At 41.1% G+C, this 15,982-nt stretch carries 17 protein-coding genes; 12 read left to right on the top strand and 5 right to left on the bottom strand.

All coding sequences use genetic code 11. From position 1 onward, the window contains the following. The first annotated feature begins 11 nt into the window (after positions 1-11). The 3 genes from RZO55_RS24755 to RZO55_RS24745 all read left to right on the top strand — a co-directional run bounded on the left by RZO55_RS24755 (position 12) and on the right by RZO55_RS24745 (position 3,784). Positions 12-1,523: a carboxylesterase/lipase family protein gene (locus RZO55_RS24755; protein ID WP_318066918.1), complete on the top strand. Its 1,512-nt coding sequence runs from the start codon at positions 12-14 to the stop codon at positions 1,521-1,523. A 33-nt stretch (positions 1,524-1,556) separates the two neighbouring features. Further along, positions 1,557-2,942, top strand: coding sequence for a family 43 glycosylhydrolase (locus RZO55_RS24750; protein WP_318066917.1), 1,386 nt, complete (start codon positions 1,557-1,559; stop codon positions 2,940-2,942). 161 nt (positions 2,943-3,103) lie between these two features. Beyond that, positions 3,104-3,784 (top strand): hypothetical protein, encoded by a 681-nt coding sequence (locus RZO55_RS24745; RefSeq protein WP_318066916.1) that lies wholly within the window; start codon positions 3,104-3,106, stop codon positions 3,782-3,784. 39 nt (positions 3,785-3,823) lie between these two features. On the opposite strand, the gene RZO55_RS24740 is transcribed toward RZO55_RS24745, so the two are convergent. From RZO55_RS24740 to RZO55_RS24730, 3 genes are read right to left on the bottom strand one after another with little or no spacing between them, the layout of a single operon-like run. Further along, positions 3,824-4,273 carry a phosphatidylserine decarboxylase gene (locus tag RZO55_RS24740; protein ID WP_318067113.1) on the bottom strand — a complete coding sequence of 150 codons (450 nt, stop codon included), beginning with the start codon at positions 4,271-4,273 and terminating at the stop codon, positions 3,824-3,826. Beyond that, a complete protein-coding gene (locus RZO55_RS24735; protein ID WP_318066915.1) occupies positions 4,240-4,392 on the bottom strand; it encodes a hypothetical protein in 153 nt (50 codons plus the stop codon). The genes RZO55_RS24740 and RZO55_RS24735 overlap by 34 nt, the downstream gene beginning before the upstream one ends. A 21-nt stretch (positions 4,393-4,413) precedes the next feature. Then, positions 4,414-5,001, bottom strand: coding sequence for a TVP38/TMEM64 family protein (locus RZO55_RS24730; protein WP_318066914.1), 588 nt, complete (start codon positions 4,999-5,001; stop codon positions 4,414-4,416). 191 nt (positions 5,002-5,192) lie between these two features. On the opposite strand from RZO55_RS24730, the gene RZO55_RS24725 reads away from it, so the two are divergent. The 4 genes from RZO55_RS24725 to RZO55_RS24710 all read left to right on the top strand — a co-directional run bounded on the left by RZO55_RS24725 (position 5,193) and on the right by RZO55_RS24710 (position 8,766). Next, entirely contained in the window at positions 5,193-5,894 is a 702-nt protein-coding gene (locus RZO55_RS24725; RefSeq protein ID WP_318066913.1) for a response regulator transcription factor, read from the top strand. Continuing rightward, a complete protein-coding gene (locus RZO55_RS24720) occupies positions 5,887-7,224 on the top strand; it encodes a HAMP domain-containing sensor histidine kinase (protein WP_318066912.1) in 1,338 nt (445 codons plus the stop codon). Before RZO55_RS24725 ends, RZO55_RS24720 begins: the two co-directional genes overlap by 8 nt. Positions 7,225-7,391: 167 nt before the next feature. Further along, the gene (locus tag RZO55_RS24715) at positions 7,392-7,709 is read left to right on the top strand and encodes a hypothetical protein (RefSeq protein ID WP_318066911.1); all 318 of its coding nucleotides are present in this window, start codon (positions 7,392-7,394) and stop codon (positions 7,707-7,709) included. 82 nt (positions 7,710-7,791) lie between these two features. Then, positions 7,792-8,766, top strand: a complete 975-nt coding sequence (locus RZO55_RS24710; protein ID WP_318066910.1) for an SGNH/GDSL hydrolase family protein — start codon at positions 7,792-7,794, stop codon at positions 8,764-8,766. Between the two features lie 17 nt (positions 8,767-8,783). Here RZO55_RS24710 and RZO55_RS24705 read toward each other — a convergent pair whose 3' ends face one another. Together RZO55_RS24705 and RZO55_RS24700 are read right to left on the bottom strand one after the other, a co-directional pair. Next, positions 8,784-9,056, bottom strand: a complete 273-nt coding sequence (locus RZO55_RS24705; protein WP_318066909.1) for a DUF2087 domain-containing protein — start codon at positions 9,054-9,056, stop codon at positions 8,784-8,786. Between the two features lie 2 nt (positions 9,057-9,058). Beyond that, positions 9,059-9,400 (bottom strand): GIY-YIG nuclease family protein, encoded by a 342-nt coding sequence (locus RZO55_RS24700; RefSeq protein ID WP_318066908.1) that lies wholly within the window; start codon positions 9,398-9,400, stop codon positions 9,059-9,061. A 167-nt stretch (positions 9,401-9,567) separates the two neighbouring features. On the opposite strand from RZO55_RS24700, the gene RZO55_RS24695 reads away from it, so the two are divergent. From RZO55_RS24695 to RZO55_RS24675, 5 genes are all read left to right on the top strand, one after another. Further along, positions 9,568-10,662, top strand: a complete 1,095-nt coding sequence (locus tag RZO55_RS24695; protein ID WP_318066907.1) for a DUF2974 domain-containing protein — start codon at positions 9,568-9,570, stop codon at positions 10,660-10,662. Between the two features lie 81 nt (positions 10,663-10,743). After that, positions 10,744-12,267: a response regulator gene (locus RZO55_RS24690; protein ID WP_318066906.1), complete on the top strand. Its 1,524-nt coding sequence runs from the start codon at positions 10,744-10,746 to the stop codon at positions 12,265-12,267. 120 nt (positions 12,268-12,387) lie between these two features. After that, positions 12,388-13,278, top strand: coding sequence for a carbohydrate ABC transporter permease (locus tag RZO55_RS24685; RefSeq protein ID WP_318067112.1), 891 nt, complete (start codon positions 12,388-12,390; stop codon positions 13,276-13,278). Continuing rightward, positions 13,278-14,123: a carbohydrate ABC transporter permease gene (locus RZO55_RS24680; protein ID WP_318066905.1), complete on the top strand. Its 846-nt coding sequence runs from the start codon at positions 13,278-13,280 to the stop codon at positions 14,121-14,123. The genes RZO55_RS24685 and RZO55_RS24680 overlap by 1 nt, the downstream gene beginning before the upstream one ends. 25 nt (positions 14,124-14,148) lie before the next feature. Beyond that, positions 14,149-15,930, top strand: a complete 1,782-nt coding sequence (locus RZO55_RS24675) for a cache domain-containing sensor histidine kinase (protein ID WP_318066904.1) — start codon at positions 14,149-14,151, stop codon at positions 15,928-15,930. Positions 15,931-15,982 lie beyond the last annotated feature (52 nt).

The raw sequence follows: 15,982 nt of genomic DNA, 5'->3' as shown, positions 1-15,982 counted from the left end.
AGGAGGCTATCATGATACGTGTAGTAAAAACAGAAAATGGGCTGGTAAGAGGAATCGAAGCTGCTGATCCCAGGATTACATCGTTTAAGGGAATTCCATTCGCAGCACCGCCTGTGGGTGAAAACAGATGGCGTGAGCCGAAACCATGTGAAAACTGGGAGGGAGTCCGGGACTGTTTCCGGTTTGCCCCAATATCCATGCAGGGAGTTCCAGGGCTTAGTGATAATATCTATGACAGGGAATGGCATGTGGATCCGGATATAGCAATGGGCGAGGACTGCCTTTATCTGAATGTCTGGACTGGAGCAAAGAAAGCCGATGAAAAGCTCCCGGTTCTGGTATGGTATTTTGGAGGCGGACTGCAATGCGGATATACTGCTGAAATGGAATTTGATGGAGAAAGACTGGCACGGAGAGGGATTATTGTGGTGTCTGTCAATTACCGGGTGAATTTGTTTGGATTTCTATCTCATCCGGAGCTGACTGCCAGCCAGCCGGAGGCTCCCGCCAATTTTGGCCATCTGGACCAGCTGGAAGGTTTAAAATGGGTAATCAGAAACATTGAGGCATTTGGCGGAGACCCGCAAAATATAACTATAGCAGGACAATCGGCAGGGGGTGGCAGTGTAATGACACATTTAACCACACCCAGAAGTGAAGGTCTGTTTCAAAAAGCAATCGTGTTAAGCGGAGTTTTCTGCCGTCCATATGACAAAAATCCCGATCCGTTCAGTCATACACTGGCTGATGCAGAAAAAACAGGAGAAGAGTTCTTTAAATTTATCGGTGCAAAAGACCTGGCTCAGGCCAGAGCCATGAATGGGAAAGAATTGTATGAAAAGTATGTTGAATTTGGCGGGTTTATGGGAACGGTTATTGACGGGCAGTTCTGCTTTGGCAATTCCTACCAGCGCTTTATGGAGAATAAAAGAGCAATGGTTCCGGTTATGGCGGGTAATACCTCCGACGAATTTTTTGATTCCATTCATGCGGACTCCGATGGAGAACTGAAGGATAAGGTTAAAATGCTGTTCCCCGGACAGGAGGAGGAGTTTCTTCGGCTGCTGGGAGATAACCCGCGGGATTCGGAGGGAAATGCAGGCTCAGTGAGCAGCATCGAGTATGCTGTAAGAGGACTGTTTCATCGGAATTTACAGCAGAACAGCCCGGTTCCCTGCTATTATTATACCTTTGATGCAGATATTCCTGGCTGGGATAATCCGGGGAACTTCCATTCAGTAGATTTATGGTTCTTTTTTGAGACACTTGCAAAATGCTGGCGTCCGTTTGAAGGTAAGCACTATGATCTGGCAAGATATATGGCTGATTACTGGGTGAATTTCGTAAAAAAAGGCGATCCCAACGGAGAAGATGCAAATGGTAAGCCAATGCCTGAGTGGCTGACGTTTACAAAGGAAACCCCATGGGGAATGTTATTTTCCACAGAAAAAACAGGTATGCAGGAACAAAAGGTACAGCCTCTCATGGAATTTCTGTTAAACAGGCTGAAAGAGAAATATTAAATTACAGCAGGCGGCTGTCAGAATGGAGATAAGATGAAAAAATATGCAATGAATCCATATCTCCCGTCCTGGGAATATATTCCTGACGGGGAACCTTATGTGTTTGGGGACAGAGTTTATGTCTATGGCTCCCATGATTTTTTTAATGGTTATGTTTTCTGCCTGGGAGATTATGTCTGCTGGTCTGCACCGGTTGATGATCTTGGAAACTGGCGGTATGAAGGAGTGATTTATCCGAAAACCAGTGACCCCATGAACAAAGAGGGAAAGATGTGTCTGTATGCACCGGATGTAGTAGTGGGGTCAGACGGAAGATATTATCTTTACTATGTTCTTGACAAGGTACCGGTGGTATCGGTTGCTGTTTGTGATACCCCGGCAGGAAACTATGAGTTTTATGGATATGTCAGGGATCAGGAAGGAGGACGCCTGGGAGAACGGCCAGGAGATCCGCCCCAGTTTGATCCGGGTGTATTAAGAGAGGGGAACAAAGTCTATCTCTACTGCGGTTTCTGTGGTCCTGAGGAGGCTTTAAGAAAGGGTGCTGTTATGACGGTGCTGGCGGATGATATGGTAACCGTTTTAGAGGAACCTGTCGTGATTGCGCCCAGTAAGCCATATAGCGCAGGAACTGGCTTTGAAGGTCACGAGTTTTTTGAAGCACCTTCCATCAGAAAAAAAGGCAGTACCTATTATTTTATCTATTCCTCAGTAGCAATGCATGAACTGTGCTATGCAGTCAGTGACAGTCCGTCAGGTGGATTTACCTATGGAGGAGTCATTGTCAGCAATTGTGATGAGGGAATTGATACGTATAAGCCAGCCGGAATGCATACAGCATTCGCAGCCAATAATCACGGAAGTCTGGTAGAGATTCTGGGAAAATGGTATATTTTCTATCACAGGCATACCAATGGAACCTGGTACAGCCGTCAGGGCTGTGCAGAGCCTGTTACTATTTTGGAAAATGGGAAGATTCTGCAGGCGGAAATTACAACCGGCGGAATGGGAGGTGTTCTTCCTGGAAAAGGGGAATATGGCGCTTATATGGCGTGTAATTTATTTCAGACAGGACAAAAATCAGAAGTTAACATCCCAAAGATCACCCAGGATGGCCGAGATGGAGACGAAGAGCCGGGTTATATTGCCTGTATAACAGATGGGGTTACTGTCGGATTTAAATATTTTGAATGTGAGGATATCAGGCGTATTACGATTACCACCAGAGGATATGCAGCCGGGTATTTTGAAGTAAAAAATGCATGGGACGGCAAAGTGCTTGCTAAAATCCAGATACAGTATACCAATGTGTGGGAGAAGTACTCAGCTGATTTGGAAATGGAAAATGGGAAGCAGGCCATTTATCTGACTTACCGGGGAAATGGAAATGCAAGTTTATTATCCTTCTCGTTGGAGTAAATAAATTTCATAAGTTAAATTATTAAAAGCTGCTGCAGTCGGGGATTATTCAACTGCAGCAGTTTTTCTGCTGAAAAGCCATTTATACAAAAACATTTGCTAATTAACAGGAATATCGGGTACAATAAGAGGAATAAAGAGACTGATTGAAAGGAGTAGCGATGAAAGCATTTAAAAAAATATCGATTGTAGCTGGGGCTCTGGTATTATGTGTAGGTGCATCTGTTGGCTGTGGGAAAAACAGTATAAAATCACCGGATCAGACAACTGCTCCCACGAATGTGTCAGTTAGTACCGAAGCCGTAACAACAGCAGCTTCCTCTGCAGCAGCAGAGACCACTGCTAAGAGCGATTCACAAAATACAACAGAGGAATCTTTAAAGGAGCTGGGGTTCATTTATAAGGAAAATACAATTGCTCTTTTAGACACAACAGATGACCAAAAAATTGAGGGCATGCTTGGTAAAGCGGAAAACATTAAAACTCATACGTATTCTTCTTCTGATGGATTAAATATGGACCAGCTGACAGGAAAGACAGAAAAACAGTACTTTTTTCCCGGACTTGTTATTAAAACAATTGATGCAGCGGAAGATAACAAGTTCTATATTTATCAGATTGAAATAACCAGCCCCCAATATACGTCTGTGAGAAACATTAAGGTGGGAGACAGCTTTGAAACGCTGAAAGAAGCTTATCCGGAAGGCAATTTACTGGGGGGAGAAATAAGTGACGGGGAAGACGATTTCCGCTTTGAGGAAAAAGATTATACAAATGTAATGAACTTTCACATAAAGAATAGGAAAGTAGTAAGTATCCAGATCTATTCTCTTATTGATTAGTCCATTATCGAACAGGTATATGAGAACTGCGTAATAGATTCATTGTTGCTTCAATGCAATACACTCACCGTATTTTACAGTTGTTTCTATTCCTTTTTTCATATTTTCAATGATACGTTCATCCATTTGAAGGATTCCCCTTTTAAGAAGAAGAATAATTGTTGATCCTCCAAATTCAAAATATCCTTTTTCAGCGCCGCGTTCTGTATAGATATGGTTATTGTGATTGTGAATTTTTCCGACAATGAGCGCTCCAATTTCCATTTGTATAACAGTATCAAAATTTTTCGTATTAATAATTGTATACTCTCTGGAATTTTGAATGTATACAGGGTAAGTGTTTAAAGCTGTGGGCCGCACGCAGTGAAGAATACCGGGTATGGATACCTGTTTTACTGCCAGACCATTATCTATATAGCAGTATCTATGATAATTTTGAGGAGCCAGACGAAAAATCAGACAGGTGCCATTCTGATATTCAGCAGCCAGTTTCTGATTTTGAAGTAATTGTTCGATGGAATAGCATATATCCCAAGGAATGCAATCAGCATTCCTGAATACGTCAATATAACAGTATAGTTATAAAATCCTAACAGATGTTTGTTCATAAGATCTCTTCTCCATTTCATTTATAAGATTTCAGCAAAAATCAAGCTATAGGCCAGAATGCACCAGGGTTTGGCTAAAATAATTATCCAGATAAATTTTTTTGAACTTATATTGGTCAGTCCGGAAAAATAGCAGAGAAAATCATCTGGAAACAGCGGAAGGAGGATTGAGGCAAATAATAGAATGGAAAAACGCTTGCTGTCACCAAGCCTTGCTGACCAGATTTCATATTGTTTATTTGTGAATAAGGCTTTGACCAGACCGATGCCGAATTGTCGTGCCAGAAAAAAGGCAATAATAGAGCCAATGCTGATTCCGATGTAGTTATACCAAAAACCGCCCAAGGAGCCAAAGAGGATTGCGCCGACTGCACAACCGAAAAAACCTGGAAGAACAGGAATCACTACCTGAGCTGCCTGCAATAAGATAAGTACAGCAGGAGCCATTATCCCAAATCCTTTTATATAATTCCTGAGAGAATCAAGGGAATGAAATTGTCCCTGTGAATATGCATTTATAAAGAACAGTAAAACAACGGTCAGTAACAGTAGAAATCCCACAGTTACTACCTTTTTTCTTTTTATTGTAAATTTAATGTTATTTATCATGTTTGAAGTTGCTTCCTCCTTTCCTGTGCAACTATTGTTGCATGGAAATATTAATCCATCCTGAAATAATTCTTAACAATTCTGAAGCATATCAAAAAGATGGAAAGTGAAATTAAGATCTTCAGAAAATTTAAGAATTATTTAGCAGATTTTTATGATAAAAAAAGTATAATGAAAGTGGTGGTGATAATATGAATAGTGGAAATATTTTAATGGTGGAAGATGACTCAGATATCAGGGAAGGCGTAAGAGTATTACTGGGCAGTGAAGGATATACGATTACGGAGGCGGAATCAGGAAACAGAGCATTGGATATGCTCAATGAGGAGTATGACCTGATTATTCTGGATATTATGATGCCGGGAATATCCGGAATCCGGACATGCGAGGAAATACGAAAAGTTTCGAATGTTCCTATCCTTTTTTTAACAGCAAAAGCCAGAGAGTCGGATAAATTGTTGGGATTAATGGCAGGTGGGGACGATTATCTGCCCAAACCATTTTCTTATGCAGAACTTTTGGGAAGAGTTAAGGCATTGCTGCGCAGGTATCATGTATATCAGGGAAAAAACCATGAAAAAACAGAAGAAGCAGCTTTTGTGGAATGGAAGGGAATACGTGTTTCCATTGCTTATAATGAAGTATTAATTGAAGGGCAGAATGTGGAACTGTCAGAGATTGAATATCAGATTTTAAAACTGCTGGTGCAGTATCCCAACAAAATATTTTCAGCCGAGAATATATATGAAAGCGTGTGGAAGGAACCGTATTTTTATGGTTCTAACAATACCATTATGGTGCATATACGAAAACTGAGACTGAAAATCGAGAAAAATCCTCAGGAACCGAAACGGATTTGTACTGTATGGGGAAAGGGGTATCGGATTGGGTAAAATTTGGATATCTGCAAAAGAAAAAATGAGTTGTTTTGTAAAAAGCCTGGTTGGAGAACTGATTCTTCTGCTTTTTGCAAGCGCGGCTGCTGCATGCCTCCTTTTTTTTATACTGAATATAGTTGTGGGAGCAGGTATTAATTATTTTTTTACTACTACATCTTATCTGGAAAAAGTAGAAGTAAAAACAGTTCAGAAATTGCAGGATTATGTGATACAAAATAATCTTACTCCTTCTGACAGCCGTAAATTGTCGAAATGGGTAAAAAATCAATCGGTGATATATCTGGAAATATATCGGAACGATACTTTGTTATATGTATCAGATCTGTTAGGCGACGAAGATGATTATAATGAAATGGAAGTTCCATATTACAGAGATAGTTATTATCAACTCTTCTTTGCAGATGGAAAAGCAGAGGTGTTTTTGCAGGGGGCGTTTGCTTATCGTTACCATATGTATGCACTTGTCGTGGAACTTTTAATCAGTTTTCTTGTATTTATGATATTATTTATTTGGGGAGTCAGAAAGCGGATTCAATATATCCAAAGCCTTCAGAATGAGGTTAGTATTATGCAGGGCGGTTGTCTGGAACATCCGGTTACTGTGACAGGAGATGATGAATTAGCAGGACTCGCAAATGATTTAAATCAGCTTCGTCGTTCACTTATATATAATTTTGAGAGAGAGAATGAACTTCGGCAGGCGAATCAGAATCTGATTATAGGTATTGCCCATGATTTGAGAACTCCGCTTACTGCGTTGACCATGTATGTGCAGATTCTTATGTCTGAGGTCTGTAAGGATAAAAATATGAATCAGTATTATCTGGATAAAGTTATGCTGAAAGCAGTGCAGATGAAGGAATTATCAGACCGCCTGTTTGAATACTGTCAGGTTATGGATAAAAGCAAAGTAGAAAATATGGAAGAAACCAGGATATTTCAAAGTGTATTCAGTGATTATTTATCTGAGATGGTATTGTTTCTGGAAAGCCAGGGATTACATATAGTGACTGAGTTGGATTGGAAGAAAGTTGCTGTTGTAGTCAGAATGGATTATATAGCACGGATTATAGATAATTTAAGCATGAATCTTGTACGGTATGCCAGTCGTGAAGAAATGATCAGGATTTGCACTGTTTATGAGGATAATGCAACTGGAATAGAAATTTGTAACAGGATATGGCATCAGGATCTACCTATGGAAACTTCAAAAATCGGCATGGAAAATGTACGTTATATGATGGAATCAATGAATGGAGAATGCCTGGAAGAAATAGATGAAGAAATATACAGGCTTCGGCTCCTGTTTCCAAACCAGGAATAGGAGAGTAATAAAGAGCAGTTTATCTGTTTAAAAACATGCACATTTTTGTTCCGGAGATAAGTTCAGAATTGTTAAGATATGAATCACAAATAATTAAGGAAAGACTGTTAGAATGTGAACTATCAAAGCAAAAGAACTTTGAAAATGCATAAAGCAGGAGGATAACAATGAAACAATTATTAACGAAAATGGCAGTTTTTATGATGGCAGCTGCAATATCTGTATCGGTAGCAGCATGTGGTAATCAGGATAAGAAAGCGGATGGAAAACAACAGCCAGAGACAACCATTTCTTCAAAGGTCACAAAAGAGAAGAAAAAGGCTCCTAAACAGAAGAAAGAAACCAGTGCCGCTGTAAAGAATGCAGAGAAGGAAACAACACAGGCTGAAAAAACAACAGAGCCGGCAAAAAGCACAGATAATAAAAAGACAGATAATAAAACGACAAAAAGTAAAAGCCAGGAGAGCACTACTAAAAAGAAATAAAAAAACAATTAGAAGTTTAAGCAGGCAGAATTCTGATAGAGGAAGCTGCCTGTTTAAGCCGTTTAAGAGAAGTGGAGCCAAAATGAGAAAATTTGCAAAAATAATTGGATTTTGGGGAAGTTTTCTCCTGTTGTTAATTCAGTGTTCTTATTTGTTCATGCCTAAAAAGAATACGGTGGAAGACGGAATGGCAGACAGAGATATACATGCAAATGGAGTGTTGGCAGAACCCTCTGATTCCCTGGATGTGGTTGTCGTGGGGGATAGTGAAGGATTTTCTTCCATTTCCCCCATGGTTATGTGGAAAGACCACGGTATTACATCGTTCGTGTGCAGCCAGTCGGGCCAGCATGCAGTGGAAGCATATTATATGCTTAAAATGGTGTTGAAACGGCAGAATCCTAAACTGATAATTCTTGAAACGGATTTATTCTATCATCACAGAGATTTACAGACAGAATTATCCCGTTCACTGGAAAAAGCCTCCCAGTACTATCTGCCGGTTTTCCGCTATCATGACAGGTGGAAAAATCTGACTTCCCGTGACTGGAAACAGGAGTGGGACTTCAGCCAGACGGATTTTATGAAAGGATTTCTTCCCAGTAAAAAGATTGCGGCCTATAAAGGCGGCGAATACATGAACAAATCAGATGGAAGAGAGCCCCTTGACCAGACAGTGACCTTCTGGACAGACAAGATTGTAAGGTTGTGCAGGGATAAGCACATTAATCTTTTGTTAGTTGGAGTCACAGCACCTAAAAACTGGGACTACAGCCGGCATAATACAGTGAATGATTATGCACTTAAAAATAAAGTTCCCTATCTGGATTTAAATCTTATTACGAAGGAGTTAAAGATGGACTGGAGCAAAGACAGCAGAGATGAAGGGGACCACTTAAATACCAGCGGAGCCAATAAGGTAAGCCGGTATCTGGGCGGTTATCTGGCTGAATATTATCGCCTGACGGATCACCGCAGTGATTTGAAGTATAGTGAGTGGAACAAAGAACTGGGGCAATATATGATCAATAGTTCAGGTAAGGAAACTACCAGCTAATTGTGTTCTCCTTTCTATTATTCAGACGCAGGCTTCCAGTACCGCGAGCCATCCGTCTCGCGGCACAGAAGACCGTTATCAATCAGTTCTCTCCTGAGCAGGAAGTAATCTCCGAATGTATGCCACTCATCACAGATAGAGTTTACCTCTTTTTCAGTATAACTGCGGTCTGGCTGGAATTTTTCAGCCAGATAACATAGTATTTCTATTCTTAAACGGTTCTTTTGCGATAATTGTGTAATCTTTCCGGTATCATCAAGAAAATTACTGATATCAATGGTACGTTCCATGGTTATTGTCCCCCTTCCATAAATTTTTCTTCCCATAGTTCAAGTAGTGTGTTTATATCATCTGAAAACTGTCGTTGTGTCTGTGTTTCCTTTTTTTCTAATTCCTCTAAAGTCTCAAGCGAAAAGGCATCTGCCCCGTATTGTTTCCAGGCTTTTAGCATGCATATTTCAGGACAGGAATCCGTTTTTTTTGAAAACGCAAACCGATTATGGGATCCCTGGATGTCTAAACTGGCACGTAACCAATATGATTTATCACCACTGCATTGAATGCGGTATATTCCCCCGGTAAGAACTCTGTTTTTGTACTGTTCCTTTAACTCTTTTTTTGTTGGATTACCCATTTTCCACCACCTTTCTGAAAAAATCTGTTTACGGTCTTTCAACATGATTGTAGCTCCTGATTATAATCTTTTCAATAAACGCTTCGTAGAGTCATAAGCATAAAAAGGAAACTGAAACAAATACTAATGAAATAATCTGGCGATGACAGAATAAGGAGATTTTTTAAATGGCAAATATCATTAATTATGCAGAACGCGAATTATCAGATTTTAACAGAAAACCATTTCACTCTGTAGATAGTCTTATTTTTTCCAAGTTTTCCTACATTGGTCTTTCTTCGTTTGTGCCGGGATTTGTGCAGGGTAAAACGCTCCCCACCATAGGCTCCCTGCTAAAAGCAGAGCATTTTAGAGAGATGTTTTGCCATGTCTGGGATGAGGAAAACAGCTTAAGGCTTTTGTTTGCCATGGCTGCCAGCCCTCGTTACCGGAATCTGACACTTGGTTTTTACCGGGAAGATATGGATTGTATATTGGAAAAACAGTTCTGTGCAGTTACTGTTTTTCTGGATGATGATACGGCTTATATTGCATTTCGCGGTACGGATGCCACTTTGGTGGGGTGGAAGGAAGATTTTAACATGGCATTTAAATATCCGGTTCCCTCGCAGGAAGAGGCGGTTCGTTATGTAGCTGAAGTGGGCGTAAAGTTTAAAGGAAAGCTAATATTAGGGGGCCATTCCAAAGGAGGGAATCTGGCTATTTATGTTTATGCAAAGTTAAACAGCCAGTTAAAGAATCGGATTGTGAAGGTTTATTCTCATGATGGTCCGGGGTTTAAAGAGAATGCCATAGACCTCCTTGAATTGGAAGGTAGTGATACAATCGTAGAGAAGACGATTCCCCAGTCTTCTGTGATTGGTATGCTATTGGAGAACCAGGAGCAATATTCGATTGTAAAAAGCAACAGAACCGGCATTTTACAGCACGATCCCTTTTCCTGGATTATTGAAGGGGATCATTTTGTTTTTGTTGAACGACTGACTAAAAATGCAAAATACATGGATCGATCACTGCATAACTGGCTGGAAGCAGTCTCTGATGAGGAACGGGGACGTTTTGTCAATGCACTGTACTCTGTACTGGATACAGGAAATACACAAAACATCAAACAGATCGGAGCTGAGTGGCAGAAAAGCATTCCCCTCATGATGGGACGGGTAAGAAATCTTGATGATGATTCCAGATTCTTAATTCATAAAATGTTGAAAACCATGGCTGTTACCGCTCTTAAAAGCATAACTGAAAATGGAAAAGATTGACAGCTTAATTAGATTCAAGTAATATGAAAACAGGTTATATGGGGAAGAACGGAGAGCAATTCTATAAAAGGGGAATGAATCATGAGGTTGCTGATTGTAGAAGACGAGATACGGATCAGAGAAGGGATCCAGAAGCTTTTAGGCAAAATGAGGCAGGATTACATGATAGTTGGGGAAGCGGAGAATGGAGAAGACGGGCTGGTAATGCTCAGGGAATTAAAGCCCGATATCGTGATCACTGATATTCGTATGCCGAAGATGAATGGCCTGGAGATGATGACCAATGCAGTAAAAGACGGAATAACTGCGAAAGCCATCGTTTTAAGTGCCTATTCAGAATTTGAATATGCCCGCAAGGCAATGAAGCTTGGAGTGACGGAATATCTGCTGAAGCCGATTTCCCTCAATGAGTTTTCCAAGGCACTGGAGCATGTGGAGCTGCAGGTAGAAAAAGACAGGCAGGAAAAGCCTGAAAAAATCGGAACTCTGGAGCAAATTCTTAATGATTTTATGAATGGACGCCTGGAGATGGACGAGGATATCAGTGCTTATCTACATCACAGTTATCAGATAGAACGGGCTGAGAAATTAGTATTTATTTCTGTATATCTGGGAAGTCGCTACGAGGAAGAACGTGATAGAGCAGTGAAACATTTACGTCATATGTTTTCCACGTATCCGGGTCTTTCTTTTTGCATTCTGGATCCTGTATATAAAAAGTCCCTGGCTGTGGTTCTTTACCATTATCCGGATGCCCATGATCTGGAGCGATGGCTGCAGCAGCAGATCTTGACATACAGACCCAGGAGTATGACCTTTGGCTGGATGGAGGTTACAGGCCCAGAGGAACTGAAGAGAGGGCTTGACTGTCTCAGCCCCTGTATGGACTGGAATATATCGTTTGATGAGGAAATTTTAATCTCCTATCCTAAGATAATACACGTTCAGACGGTGCCCTGTATCTATCCCATTGAACTGGAAACCAGAATGAAAGTGTCCATCTGCTCGGACAATTGGGAGAAGGCAAAGGCACTTATGAAGGAATTTCACGACAGCTTTGTAGATGGCAGAATCTATGCACCCAGGGAGATTAAGGAATGTTATGTTCGCTTTTTATGGGCGGTTATGGGGATGGCCAAGGAACTGGGCTGTATCAATTTTGAATCTTTAAAGCAGCAGAAGCTTCTGGAGATGATTATGGAGGCTAAGCGGAGGGAAGAACTGGCGTATGCGGCAGATTACCTGTTTCATTATATAAGACCACGGCCGGAGGACAGGGAGATTACCCATCTGACTGTAAAACGGGTCAGAAGCATGATCCGGGAATTTTATCAGAGCGGTATCACACTGGACGAGATCGCCTCAAAACTGAATCTTACTCCCGAATACCTGGGGACACAATTTCATAAGGAAATGGGAGTTACCTTCAGTACATACATGAAAAATTTCAGGATCAGCAAAGCCAAGGAACTGCTGTGCACAACCCATCTTAAGCTGTATGAAATTGCCGCAAAGGTAGGCTATTCCGATCCCAAATACTTCAGCAAGGTATTTAAGGAGATGACAGGACAGCTTCCTGCAGATTACAGAAAAACGTTAAAATAGAGCAAAGCGTTTAGGTTTTTCCTCCTTTTCAAGGTTTCACTCATTTATGGAAAGAGTCGTACAGTGTAAGATGATTTCAGGAGAAATAAATGAAAAGGAGGATTTTATTCAGTGAAACAAATGAAACGTTTTTTCCGATATGAGAATGTCGGGTTTTTGTATGCGCTTCCGGCGTTTCTTTATATGTTGTATTTTGCCGGTTATCCCATTGTCAGCAACCTTATCTTAAGCCTTCAGAATGTGACGGTCCGCAACTTAGTCCATGGATCCAGGGAATTTATCGGCTTTGATAATTACATAAAACTGATGCAGGATGCAGTTTTTTTAAGGGCGGTTTTTAACACGCTGCTGTTTACCGTCAGCTGTCTGGTGATACAGTTTTTAATCGGCTTTGCGCTGGCACTTCTGTTCCAGAAAGATTTTCCATTTGCCAGACCCATCAGAGGTCTTCTTATGATACCATGGATGATTCCCATGACAGTTACGGCTTTGATTTTTAAATTTATGTTTTCCACTGATGTGGGTATTATCAATTATTTCTTAAAAAGCGCAGGGCTGATCTCAGAAAATATACAGTGGCTCACCAGCCCGTCAACTGCCATGACTGCCGTCATTACAGCCAATATCTGGATCGGAATTCCCTTTAATACAATACTTATATCAACCGGACTTACCACAATCCCCATGGAATTGTATGAGAGTGCAGCCATCGATGGAGCAAATGGAAGACAGAAATTCTTTAAAATAACCCTTCCTCTGATGAGAACAACAATCGAATCCCTTCTGGTGCTGGGATTTATTTATACGTTCAAGGTTTATGATATGGTCTATGTAATGACTGGGGGAGGACCTGTTAATTCCACTCATCTGCTGTCCACCTATTCTTACAAACTATCCTTTGAGATGTTCCAGTACAGTCTCGGCTCCTCAGCAGCCAATGTACTGCTTGTAATTTTGCTGCTGGTCGGCGTAGTCTATTTGAAAATTACAATGAAAGGGGAGGAACAGTAATGGTAAAGGAAAGGAAAACAGGAAAAAAAGAACTCTTTTTATGCGTCATTTCGGTGGTAATCTTATGCTTGCTGTTGTTTCCTCTGTTTTGGATATTTGTCACTTCATTGAAGACAGAGAAGGAAATCTTCCAGATTCCGCCCACCTTTTATCCCCATGTTTTAAATACGAAGTCTTATGCGGTCCAGGTTGATAACGGAGATTTTAATATGTTTCGTTCCTTCGCAAACAGCCTGATCATATCCTCTGGTGCCATGGCAATTGCAGTCATCCTGGCAGTTCCGGCTTCCTATGCAGTGGCAAGATATCATTTCAAGGGGAGAAACGGTATGCTGCTTTGTTTTCTGGTAACTCAGATGCTTCCGGTTTCTGTCCTGTTGACACCCATGTTTATTATGTTTAAGGGGATGCATATTTACAACACCTGGCTGGCTGCCATATTATCCGATGCGACGCTTGGCATTCCATTTTCGGTGCTGATTCTGAAAAATTATTTCGCATCTGTGCCCAGGGAGCTTGAGGAGGCAGCCTATATTGACGGGTGCACCCGGTTTCTGGCATTTATCCGAATTCTTCTTCCGGTTGCCAAACCAGGAGTGGTCGTGTGTGCTATCTTTTCCTTTTTGTATGGCTGGGGTGATCTGGCGTATGGCATGACATTTATTCTGGATCAGCAAAAGAGGCCGATTACAGCGGGTATCTTTAATTTTATGGGGCAGTACGGAACAAAGTGGAGTTATTTAACTGCCTTTGCCATTGTAACCATTATTCCGGTTGCACTGATCTTTTTATTTATGCAAAAATATATTATATCTGGAATGACAAGCGGTGCAGTGAAGGGGTAAGGGATTTCTATTGAGAGGGAGCCTTATGAAAAAAGTGAGTTTAAAGAAAAAATTAATCCGTCTTTTCTGGGCGACTTCTACAATACCGATTCTTGTATTAAGCTTTTATTATTTTTATAACATTTCAGTTACATTAAAAAAGAACACCCAGGAACTGACCAGTGTAAGCCTGATGCAGATGGATAATAATTTAACGATTCGCCTGAAAGCATATGAGGATCTTTTGTTTCAGATTTATACCAATGATGATGTGGTAGTATGGGTGGACCGGCTGGATCAGAAGCAAAATGCCTCTGTTGCAAAGAATCAGCTTCGAAGATATTTAAGAGGACTTTTAAATACAAAAGAATACATCAGGTCCATAACGGTAATTACGCCGGAGGGATTAAGTATTACTTATAACCAGCTGTCTGCGTCTACCTATGAAAATTCATGGATGAACAGCTTCAGTCTGTCCCAGGAACAACTGTACGGGGAGGTGTCCACGGATAATGAGACACATATTTTTCCTACGGAATACGGAACCAGATTTGCAAATGAGGATTACTATCTGCTGCATCTGGCGCACCGGATTATAGACTACAGAAATCTAAATAAAGAAAATGGAATTGTGATTGTCAGCCTCGACAAGGAATTTCTTCAGAGTGTATGCAAGGTTCACGGCCAGGACAAGGACAAAAGTTTTAACTTTATTATTGATGAGGCAGGCCGTATCATAGCCTACCGTAAACCGGAAAAAATCGGGAAAGTACTTTACCGTCAGGGAGCGCCTTTAGAGGCAAGGGTGGAAGCCTGCAAAAAGTTCATCAGGGAGGAGGGATTATATGAGGAGCGCTACACCTCTGTCTGGCTTTATCATGATGACACTCTGGGCTGGGATCTGGTGAACGTGATGGACCAGGGCGGTTTGATGAAGAATTTAAACAGCCAGATTTATCTGATTGTCGCTTTAAGTATTATCCTTCTTATGATCACGGTATTGCTGACGTATGGAGTACTTGAACGCCTTGTGGATTCTGTAAAAATGGTGGTGGCATCCATGCAGACAGCAAGAGAAGGTAATTTAAAGGTCCGCGTCCGTACGGATAAAAAAATGCCTGTGGAAATAGAGACCATTGCTGTCCAGTTCAATGACATGTTAGAGAAGCTAGAGACTGCTCTGAAAAAAGAAAAGAGGGCAGGGCAGATGCAGCGGCAGGCAGAGTTAAAGGCAATGGAAGCACAGATTAATCCCCATTTTCTCTATAATACACTGGATACCATTAACTGGATGGCCATTGATAAGGATGAATTTGATATCAGCAATGCGATTAACTCCCTGGCGACCATACTCCGTTATGCCATTGCAGACAGCAGTGGAGAGGTTTGTGTGAAGGAGGAGATAGACTGGCTGAAAAAGTACATTTATTTGCAGCAGTTCCGGCTGAAGAACAATTTCACCTGCAGCATCAATGTGGACCCGGATCTGATGGAGTGCAGGATACACAAACTGCTGCTTCAGCCATTTGTGGAAAATTCCATCCTTCACGGGTTTGAAGGGACCAGGACCAATCATGTTCTGGAAGTAGGGGTGAGCAGGGAAGGTAAAGAATTACGGATTCTTATAAGGGATAATGGAAAAGGAATGAAACGTGAAAAGCTGGAATTAATCAGAAAAGGAATCTTCGGGGAGTCAGATGCTGCATCTCATATTGGAATGGAAAATGCCATTAACAGACTTCGTATGTATTACGGAGAAGAGGTAAATATTGAGATAAACAGCGCCGAAGGAATGGGAACGGAGGTAATTTTACATATTCCCACTTAAGAAAAGTAACCCTTTCTAAGATTTGTTGAGTTTTTTCCTGGCTGCATAACCG

This window comes from Clostridium boliviensis, assembly GCF_033342255.1.
In the GTDB taxonomy this organism is placed as follows: Bacteria; Bacillota; Clostridia; order Lachnospirales; family Lachnospiraceae; genus Lacrimispora; species Lacrimispora boliviensis.
Note: the sequence above shows the minus strand (reverse complement) of the source record. Positions and strands in the feature narration are given on the sequence as shown.